Source organism: Mesorhizobium sp. M7A.F.Ca.US.005.03.1.1 (genome assembly GCF_003997975.1).
GTDB classification, from domain to species: Bacteria; Pseudomonadota; Alphaproteobacteria; order Rhizobiales; family Rhizobiaceae; genus Mesorhizobium; species Mesorhizobium ciceri.
In genome coordinates, this window is the sequence record NZ_RZRO01000043.1 from 44,838 (window position 1) to 51,930 (window position 7,093).

The following is a 7,093-nucleotide window of genomic DNA, read 5'->3' on the forward strand; positions in this document are numbered from 1 at the left end:
AAGGTGAAGCCTGCCGCTCGCGGCCAGCGACGGTATAGCGCTTTGCCTCAGGCTTTGCCAAACACCCGCTTGAAGATCGTGTCGACATGCTTGGTGTGATAGCCCAGGTCGAATTTCTCGCGGATTTCGGCCTCGGGCAGGGCAGCGGTCACTTCCTTGTCGGCCAGTAATTCTTCAAGAAAATCAGCGCCTTGCTCCCACACCCTCATGGCGTTGCGCTGGACCAGACGGTAGGAGTCTTCGCGAGACAACCCAGCCTGCGTCAGCGCCAGCATGACACGCTGCGAATGCACGAGGCCGCGGAACTTGTTCATGTTCTTCAGCATGTTGTCGGGATAGACGAGCAGCTTGTCGATGACGCCGGTCAGCCGTGACAGTGCGAAATCGAGCGTCACGGTGGCGTCAGGGCCGATCATGCGCTCGACTGAGGAGTGGGAAATGTCGCGCTCATGCCAGAGCGCCACATTCTCCATCGCCGGCATCGCCATGGAGCGAACCATGCGGGCAAGGCCGGTGAGGTTTTCGGTCAGCACCGGGTTGCGCTTGTGCGGCATGGCCGAGGAGCCCTTTTGGCCCGGCGAAAAATACTCTTCCGCTTCGAGCACTTCGGTGCGCTGCAAATGCCTTATCTCGATCGACAGCCGCTCGACCGACGAGGCGATGACGCCGAGCGTGGCAAAGAACATCGCGTGGCGGTCGCGCGGGATCACCTGCGTCGACACCGGCTCGGGCTTCAGGCCGAGCTTCGCCGCCACATGTTCCTCGACATAGGGGTCGATGTTGGCGAAGGTGCCGACCGCCCCGGAGATCGCACAGGTGGCGATATCCTCACGCGCGTGCACCAACCGCTCGCGGCAGCGCGAGAACTCGGCATAGGCCTGCGCCAGCTTGACGCCGAAGGTCGTCGGCTCGGCATGGATGCCGTGGCTGCGGCCAATGGTGACGGTGTTCTTGTGCTCGAAGGCGCGGCGCTTGAGCGCTGCAAGCAGACCGTCGATGTCGGCGAGCAGGATGTCGCTGGCGCGGGTCAGCTGTACGGCGAAGCAGGTGTCGAGAACGTCCGATGAGGTCATGCCCTGGTGGATGAAGCGGGCGTCCGGCCCGACAAATTCAGCAAGATGGGTCAGGAAGGCGATGACGTCATGCTTGGTGACTCGTTCGATCTCGTCGATCGCCTCGACGTCGAATTTTGCGGCACTACCCTTTTCCCAGATGGTTTTTGCCGCTTCCCTGGGGATGACGCCGAGTTCGGCCAGCGCATCGCAGGCATAGGCTTCGATCTCGAACCAGATGCGGAACCGGGTTTCTGGCGACCAGATGGCGACCATTTCCGGCCGGGAATAGCGAGGGATCATCGGTCAGTCCTGACATATCGAGAAGTTTGCCCGCGTCCTAACAGAGGCGAGCAAAATGCTCAACGCCGCTGGCGCGCAAACCAGACGCCCGCGGCAAACAGAGCGATGAAACCAACTGGAAAATAGAGCCGGATGCCCAGCACTACGAACTGATAGAGCGCAATCAACGTCGTGAAGACGAACTGGAGGACCCAGGTGCGGGTGAAAGCAGGCGCATGCCACTCGGCGTAGTAGGAGCGGTACTGCAGGGCAAACAGCCCGCCGGTCAGGCCGATCGTCGCCGCTGCTAGGCACACGAAGGCCGCGGCGAAAGCGACTTCCCAGCGTCTTCCCTGCGAGACCAGCCGCGTCGCAAACAGGCCGATGGGGAAGGCCAGCGCAGCTCCCGCCGCAAACAGCATGGTGACAATGCGGATTTTCGCCGGCGTCTCCCAGTCGTCCAACAACAGGGTGACGAGCGCGCTGGCGCCCATCGTCACAGCCCACAACACTGCGCCGATAAGCGCTGTGCGCGGCGTCGGTATCGCGCGGCGAAGGCGGTTCAGCGCACGATCGCGCGCGGCGGGTTGAGCACGGGATGTCACAGGCGACCGGTCACCGCGATCCAGCGAAAGTCCGGGCCTTCAAAGCCGTATTGGCGCACCGCGATCAGCACGGCATAGGCGCTGAGGCTGTCCATGGAAAAGGTTTGCACGGCGCCGATGCGATAGCCGTTCGGGCAACCCCGGCTTTTCGGTATCGCCTTGTCCTGGTGCAGCAGCTTGGTCGTGCCGCCATCCTGCGCCTCGATGCGCAGCAGCCGGAAGCCGTTGATTTCGCCCTGGCTCTCGCAGCCATCGGCGTTGTTCATGCCCAACTCGTCGAGCCGGAACTCGAGCGGTGGGTCGACCGGAGTGAAGATCGGGCGCGGATTGACCGCCATCCGGTGCGGATCCGCCGAAAGCTCGGTCACCGGGTTGAAACCCGCGGTGATGCCGCGGTTGGCGTCCAACTCGGCCTGGCTGACAATGGATTCGCCTTTTTGCCGGGCCTGAAGGCGCACCGCATCCAGTTTGGCATTCTCGTCCTCAAGCCGGACCCGGATCGGCGTGCCCTTCAGAAAGCTGTCGGTGCTCGTGTCGATGTAGTAGCGGTTGGCATAGGGAAAGCCCGATCCATCCTGCACGCCATATTCCTCGAAAGCGAAGACGCTGCCGTCCTTGGTGAAGCCGAGGATCTCAAGTTCAGCGACATCGCCGGCATGAGCCGCGATCGAGGTCGCAAGCTGTGCAAGCAGGCCAACGGCAAACAGAAAGAGCATTCGCATCGGTCTTCACCCCCATGATCGTTTCAATCCCCTAGCACGACGGAATCAAAACGTCGTGCGGTGCGAAAGCCGATGCATCCAATCGGCCCGTCATTTGTTATTCTCGGCAGTCCCAATGGAGAACCACCATGACCGACACCAGCAAAATTCGTGAGCATATGGAAGTCGTCGGCGCCGATGGCGTGCATGTCGGCACTGTCGACAAGGTCGATGGCCAGCGCATCAAGCTGACCAAGGCCGATAGCGGCGAGGGCGCCCACAAGGGCCATCACCACTACATTCCCCTGAGCCTGATTGCCGAAGTCGACGGCAAGAAGGTCTGGCTGTCGGCGAATTCTGATGTCGCGGTGACGTTCGAGGAAGAAAAGTCCGATCCGGTCTGATTGATCGCTTCACTTCATGCGTGACGACCAGACCGGAAACAGATCGTTTTCGGCAGGCGTCGCGGCATAGACGCCTCGGCTGATGGCGCGCGCCATGGTGGCGCCGGCGGCGGCGTAGAGATCGATTGCTGCATCGGCGGAGAGTTCGATACCGCTCGTGCCGGTCGCCAGCGCGAACACAAGGTCGCCATCTGCCGGCGTGTGCGTCGGCCAGATGGCGCGCACGAATCCATCATGCGCCGACATCGCCAGGCGCTTGGCGGCAGCCTTTGTGAGCACCGCATCGGTGGCAATGACGGCGATGGTGGTGTTGCCGCCGGTCTCCGTCTGCCGGCCAAAATGTTTGTCGCGGTACTTCAAAAGAATCCGTTTCGCCTCGTCAGGCATCGGCGAGGGATAGCCAAGCCCACCGAATTCGTCGCCGATTTCGAACGGTGCCGCCCAGAAATGGCGGGTTCGGCCTGTGGTCACCGAACCGGTCGGATTGACGGCGGCCAGCGCGCCGATGGTGACGCCATTGTCGAGCAGCGTCGAGGCGGAGCCGAGGCCTCCTTTCAGCCCCGAAGTGAGCGCGCCGGTGCCGGCGCCGATGCTGCCGAGTTGGAAATCGGCGGTGGCGGTTTGCGCGGCTTCATAGCCAAGCTCGCGGTAGGGCGGATAACGGCCCCAATCCTTGTCGCCGCCATTGCGCAGGTCGAACAGGATCGCCGACGGCACGATCGGAACGCGAAAACCGCCGACCTCGAGGCCGATGCCGTGTTCACGCAACGCCGCCTGCACGCCGGAGGCCGCGTCGAGGCCGAAAGCCGAACCGCCCGAAAGCACCACGGCGTGCACCACATCGACGGAATTGTGCGGTTCGAGCAGGTCGGTCTCGCGGGTGCCCGGCGCACCGCCCAGGATCTGAACGCCCGCCACTGTGGACGCATCGCAAAGCACGGTCGTTACCCCGGATTTCAGCTTGGCGTCGGACGCATTGCCGACGCGCAGGCCGGCAACGTCGGTGATCAGGTTGCGTGGGCCGGTGCGAAACATCAGTAGCTTTCCAAGGGCGCAAAGCGCGTGCCATCGAAGCGGAAGACGCGGTAGGGACTCCGGCTGAGATCGCCTTTCGCATCAAACCGGATCGGCCCGATCGCCGTGGTGAAATCCTGTCCGGTCAGAGCTTCGGTCAGTGGTTTGCCCGAGCTTTCGGACAAGCCCGACGCTGCCTTGGCGATTTCGACCGCCGCAAAGGCCGGCAGCGTATAGCCGTCGGGCACGACTTTCTGCGCGGCAAAGGCCGCCAGCACTTTTGGATCGGCGACATCGGCCCATTCCGGCGGTGCGATCATCAGTGTGCCCAAGGAATAGGGCACGTCGCCGGGCGGCGTGCGCAGATTCTCGCCGCCGGCAAAGACGATGCCCGCCTGAAGCTGTGCGGCATCGCGGCCCATGATGGCGATGTCGTCGCCATCGCCGCCGGCAAAGACATGCGTCGCGCCGGCCTTCTTCAGCCGACCGATCATGCCGATCTGATTGTCGAGCTGGGGCCGGAACGTGTCGACGAACACAGGTTTCAGCGCTGCCTGTTCGGCCGCTGCCCGCAACGTCTCGGCGATTTCACGGCCGTAGATGGTGCCGTCGTCGATAATGGCGAACAATTCGTTTTGCCACAGGCGGGTGAGGGCTGACGCGACCGCATTGCGCTCATCGTCGCCGCGTGGTCCGAGGCGATAGACCGGCCAGCCGGTCTTGGCGCGGCGGTCGGTCAGGCTTTCGGTTCGCACGCCAATGGTGATGACCGGAATGTTGGCGTCCTTCAGGATCGGCATCGCCGCCTCGATCGCCTCGGTGCAGAGAAAGCCGACCACGATATTGACCTTGACGGCTGCGAATTCCCTGGCCGCGGCAGCGCCGCCATCGGCGGTGCAGGCGTCATCCACGGTCTTGAGTTCGATGCCGTCCGCTTCGGCGGCCATACCGGTACCGGCCTCGATCTGCTTGCCGAGAATGGCCGATGGTCCCGACAGGGGCGCCGAGACGCCGACCAGCAGCGTCCGGGCATCCGCACCACTGGCCAGGAACAGCCAGAACAGCGCCGCTATTGTTCTTGTCCTGGGTCGCATTCGAGCGATGGGATCCTCCGGGCCGGTCCTATGCTCCCGGCACTGTTGCCGCCAAGACCTAAAGGCTGCCCGGCCTTGGTGCAACACGCGAATTTCGGGATATGGCTCAGGCACTTCGCTTGTGGCGGGCTATGTCTGGCCATATATGTCGATAGGATCCTGACAATGGAAAAAATACGGTGCTGAAGAAGAACGACATTGGGCCGCAGGCCTATCGCGACGCGATGAGCCACTTTGCCGGCCACGTCCATGTGGTCACCACCGACGGGCCGGCCGGCAAGCGCGGCGCGACGGTGATCGCGGCCTGCTCGGTTTCGGACACCCCGCCGACCATTCTGGTCTGTCTCAATCGCGAAAATCCCAAGAACGAACCGTTCGTGAAAAACGGCAGGTTTGCCTTGAACACCCTGGCTTCCCACCAGGAGCCGCTGTCAGTCGGCTTTTCCGGAATCACCGGCTTGCCGGTCGAGGAGCGCTTCGCGCTCGGCGAATGGGACGTGATCTCCACCGGCGCGCCGACGCTGAAGGGTGCGCTCGCCGTGTTCGACTGCGAATTGATCGACACCAAGGACCTGGCCACCCATCGTGTGCTTTTTGGCAAGGTGACAGGCCTGCGGATGGGCGATAATTTGCGGCCGCTGATCTATCACGCCCGCGGCTACCACGTACTGGAAAGCGGAGCGGCGGCGTTCACGGAGAAAGAATGACCGAGCTGAAACCGCGCGCCGCGCCACGGACGATCGACGAGACGCTCGATCTCCTGACCGGTGCGGACTATGTGGCGGACCGGTCGTTGGCGACCGTACTGTTCCTGTCGTTGCGTATGAAGCGGCCGCTTTTCCTTGAGGGCGAGGCCGGCGTCGGCAAGACCGAGATCGCCAAGGTGTTGGCACAGGCGCTCGGCCGCCGGCTGATCCGCCTGCAATGCTATGAAGGCCTTGACGTCTCGTCCGCCGTCTACGAGTGGAACTACGCCGCGCAGATGATCGAGATCCGCATGGAGGAGGCGGCCGGCAAGGTCGAGCGCTCCGCCATGGAGCGCAACGTCTTCTCCGAAAAATACCTGATCCGCCGCCCGGTGCTCGATGCGCTGACCGGCAAGGCGGGGGCTGCCCCGGTTTTCCTGATCGATGAGCTCGACCGCACCGACGAGGCGTTCGAGGCCTTCCTGCTCGAAATCCTGTCCGACTTCCAGGTGACGGTGCCCGAGCTCGGCACCATCAAGGCGGAAGAGCCGCCGATCGTCATCATCACCACCAACCGCACCCGTGAGATCCACGACGCGCTGAAGCGGCGCTGCCTCTATCACTGGGTCGACTATCCCAATGCCGAGCGCGAGTTGGAGATCGTGCGCCGCAAGGTGCCGCAGGCCAACCAGCGCCTTTCGGCCGAAGTGGTCTCCTTCATCCAGAAGCTGCGCCAGATCGAGCTGTTCAAGGTGCCGGGTGTCGCCGAAACCATCGACTGGGCCGGCGCGCTGACCGAGCTCGACAAGGTGGCGCTCGATCCGGAAACCGTCTCCGATACGATCGGCGTGCTGTTGAAATACCAGGACGACATTGCCCGCATCGAACAGGGCGAAGGCCGGCGCATCCTCAACGAGGTGAAGGCCGAGCTTTCGGCGGCGGAGTAGGCGATGCCGCGCCCCGAGCCAAAAGAGGCCATGCCGCACGGGCGGATCGCCGACAACATCGTCTATTTTGCCCGCACCTTGCGCAAGGCGGGCATGCGGGTGGGGCCGGCCTCGGTCAAGGACGCCATCGAGGCGGTGCTCGCCGCGGGCATCGGTTCGCGCGACGATTTCTACTGGACGCTGCACGCCGTGCTGGTGTCGCGGCATGAGGATCACGCCATTTTCGACGAGGCCTTCCGGCTGTTCTGGAAGTCGCGCGAACTGATCGAAAAGATGCTGGCGATGTTTTCGCCGGTGGCGCCCGACAC

Annotated in this window: 8 protein-coding genes and 1 pseudogene; 4 read left to right on the forward strand and 5 right to left on the reverse strand. The window is 63.3% G+C overall.

The window, feature by feature from the left end; genetic code table 11:
- Positions 1 to 47 precede the first annotated feature (47 nt).
- The 3 genes from purB to EN990_RS18705 form a co-directional block, all read right to left on the reverse strand.
- Positions 48 to 1,355 carry an adenylosuccinate lyase gene (purB, locus tag EN990_RS18695; protein ID WP_127367026.1) on the reverse strand — a complete coding sequence of 436 codons (1,308 nt, stop codon included), beginning with the start codon at positions 1,353 to 1,355 and terminating at the stop codon, positions 48 to 50.
- 59 nt (positions 1,356 to 1,414) lie between these two features.
- On the reverse strand, positions 1,415 to 1,828 hold the full coding sequence (locus tag EN990_RS18700) for a hypothetical protein (RefSeq protein WP_013532120.1): 414 nt from the start codon (positions 1,826 to 1,828) through the stop codon (positions 1,415 to 1,417).
- A gap of 107 nt (positions 1,829 to 1,935) precedes the next feature.
- Positions 1,936 to 2,661, reverse strand: coding sequence for a DUF2259 domain-containing protein (locus tag EN990_RS18705; protein ID WP_127384844.1), 726 nt, complete (start codon positions 2,659 to 2,661; stop codon positions 1,936 to 1,938).
- A gap of 128 nt (positions 2,662 to 2,789) precedes the next feature.
- Here EN990_RS18705 and EN990_RS18710 point away from each other — a divergent pair, with 128 nt between their 5' ends.
- Positions 2,790 to 3,044 (forward strand): DUF2171 domain-containing protein, encoded by a 255-nt coding sequence (locus EN990_RS18710; RefSeq protein ID WP_013532118.1) that lies wholly within the window; start codon positions 2,790 to 2,792, stop codon positions 3,042 to 3,044.
- Between the two features lie 9 nt (positions 3,045 to 3,053).
- Here EN990_RS18710 and EN990_RS18715 read toward each other — a convergent pair whose 3' ends face one another.
- Together EN990_RS18715 and EN990_RS18720 are read right to left on the reverse strand one after the other, a co-directional pair.
- Positions 3,054 to 4,079, reverse strand: a complete 1,026-nt coding sequence (locus EN990_RS18715) for a P1 family peptidase (RefSeq protein ID WP_127388346.1) — start codon at positions 4,077 to 4,079, stop codon at positions 3,054 to 3,056.
- Entirely contained in the window at positions 4,079 to 5,152 is a 1,074-nt protein-coding gene (locus EN990_RS18720) for an ABC transporter substrate-binding protein (RefSeq protein WP_127370440.1), read from the reverse strand. Before EN990_RS18720 ends, EN990_RS18715 begins: the two co-directional genes overlap by 1 nt.
- Before the next feature lie 179 nt (positions 5,153 to 5,331).
- On the opposite strand from EN990_RS18720, the gene EN990_RS18725 reads away from it, so the two are divergent.
- The 3 genes and pseudogenes from EN990_RS18725 to EN990_RS18735 form a co-directional block, all read left to right on the forward strand.
- The gene (locus tag EN990_RS18725; protein WP_013532115.1) at positions 5,332 to 5,859 is read left to right on the forward strand and encodes a flavin reductase; all 528 of its coding nucleotides are present in this window, start codon (positions 5,332 to 5,334) and stop codon (positions 5,857 to 5,859) included.
- Positions 5,856 to 6,785 carry a MoxR family ATPase gene (locus EN990_RS18730; RefSeq protein WP_013532114.1) on the forward strand — a complete coding sequence of 310 codons (930 nt, stop codon included), beginning with the start codon at positions 5,856 to 5,858 and terminating at the stop codon, positions 6,783 to 6,785. Before EN990_RS18725 ends, EN990_RS18730 begins: the two co-directional genes overlap by 4 nt.
- Positions 6,786 to 6,788: 3 nt before the next feature.
- Positions 6,789 to 7,093: pseudogene (locus EN990_RS18735) on the forward strand (VWA domain-containing protein); the annotation flags it as partial.